This is a genomic window from Massilia sp. CT11-108 (genome assembly GCF_047302915.1).
Taxonomy (GTDB): domain Bacteria; phylum Pseudomonadota; class Gammaproteobacteria; order Burkholderiales; family Burkholderiaceae_D; genus Telluria; species Telluria orientalis.
In genome coordinates, this window is sequence record NZ_JBKYMO010000749.1 from 1 (window position 1) to 2,011 (window position 2,011).

2 protein-coding genes are annotated in these 2,011 nt (G+C 65.9%); both read left to right on the forward strand.

The genetic code is table 11. The features are described from left to right. Positions 1-262 precede the first annotated feature (262 nt). A complete protein-coding gene (locus ACEN88_RS30240; RefSeq protein WP_413345657.1) occupies positions 263-1,411 on the forward strand; it encodes a class I SAM-dependent methyltransferase in 1,149 nt (382 codons plus the stop codon). A gap of 142 nt (positions 1,412-1,553) precedes the next feature. Beyond that, the coding region (locus ACEN88_RS30245) for a J domain-containing protein (protein ID WP_413345659.1) at positions 1,554-2,011 on the forward strand (458 nt) is incomplete at its 3' end.

The window sequence follows — 2,011 nt, forward strand, 5'->3', positions numbered from 1 at the left end:
CCCCCACACCTACACCACACTATTCGTCGGCCCCGTCAGATGTGAAAACGCGACAGCGGTAGTGCACGGCGACGTCCCAGCCGGCTTCGGCCATGCCAAGCGCGATGGCGCGTCCGATGCGCCGGCCGGCGCCCGTGACGAGGGCCACGCGCGCGCGTCCCGCGTGCGGGCGGTCCGAGGGTGTGCCAACTGAGTCAGGAGTCGAATTTGTCTGTGTCATCGTGGTTTGTGGGTCGCTGCCGATTCTCGCTACAATGGCCGGATGTCCTTACCTCTTCCCTCCAGCGACGCGCTGGCCGCGTCCCAAGCCCTGCAGCGCATGATCGCTGCCGAGATCGCCGACCAGGGCGGCGCCATCCCGTTTTCGCGGTTCATGGAACTGGCGCTGTACGCGCCGAATCTCGGCTATTACAGCGGCGGTGCGGCGAAGCTGGGCCGCGATGGCGATTTCACCACGTCGCCCGAGATCAGCCCGCTGTTCGGTGCCACGCTGGCGCGCGCGGCAGCCGCTATTATGGCCCAAAGTGCCCCTGACATTATCGAATTCGGCGCCGGCACGGGCAAACTCGCCCATGACGTCCTGACGGCGCTGGCCGAACTGGGCGTGCGCGTCGACAGTTATACGATCATCGAACTGTCGGGCGAATTGCGCGCGCGCCAGCAGGAAGCGCTGAAGGATTTCCCGCAGGTGCGCTGGACGCACGATTTCCCGGTGGCGTTCCGCGGCGTCGTGCTCGCCAACGAAGTGCTGGATGCGATGCCGGTCGAGCTCGTCGTGCGCGACGGCGGCCGCTGGCTGCGTCAGATGGTGACGGTGGAAGACGGCCGCTTCGCCTTTGCGCCCGCAGAGCCCGACGCGGCGCTGCTCGACCAGATCGGCCGCCAAATTCCCGACGCCGACACCTTGCAGGACGGCTATCTGACCGAAGTCCACCCGGTCGCCTGCGGGTTCATGCGCTCGCTGGCGCAGATGTTCGAGAAGGGGAAAGGCGCCGCGCTCCTGGTCGACTACGGTTTCCCGGCCCACGAATATTATTTCGACGAGCGCACGAGCGGCACGCTGATGTGTCATTACCGCCACCATGCGCACCCGGATCCGTTTTATCTGCCGGGCCTGCAGGACATCACGGCGCACGTCGATTTCACGGCGATGGCGCTCGCGGCCCACGGTGCCGGGCTGGACGTGCTCGGCTACATGAGCCAGGCGGCCTTCCTGCTGGCGGCGGGCATCGGCGAGCTGCTGCTGAAGACGGACCCGGAAGATGCGTTGCGCTACCTGCCGCAGTCGAAGGCCGTGCAGAAGCTCGTCTCGCCGGCGGAAATGGGGGAATTGTTCAAGGTGCTCATCGTCGGCAGCGGCGTCGCGCTCGACCCCGCCATCGAGCGCGCCGATCGCAGCCACAAGTTGTGATACTGACATCTTGCGCGGTGGATACAAACCCGGCTATGCTGTAATGCCGCCCGTACGGCAGGCTGTCCTTTGCCTCTGCCGTTACAAAACGAATCGGCTACTATTGAAGCAGCTGGCGCCCTGTGCAACCCGACCCTGACCCATGGCCAAGATCCATACCCATTATGACAACCTGAAGGTGTCGCGCCACGCACCGCAGGAAGTCATTCGCGCGGCCTACAAGGCCTTGAGTCAGAAATATCACCCCGACAAGAATCCGGGCGACGAGCGCGCCGCCCGCATCATGGCCATCGTCAATACGGCCTACAACATCCTGTCCGATCCCGTGCGCCGCAAGGAACACGACGAGTGGATCGCGTCGGAAGAGTGGGAAGTCGAGTGGCTGGAAAGTTCCCATGGCGAGGATGGCCGCGAGAAGCCGCGCGGCGACGGGCACTGGGAACCGCGCCAGGTCGCGGCACCGTCGCGCTGGCGCGTACTGCGCGACCCGCGCTGGTGGGGCCTGATGCTCGCCTCCTTCGCGGGCGGCGGCGCGCTGGCCATCGTCCTGCTCGATCCCCCCAGGATACTGCCGAGCGTACCGAGCGCGCTGGCCTGGCC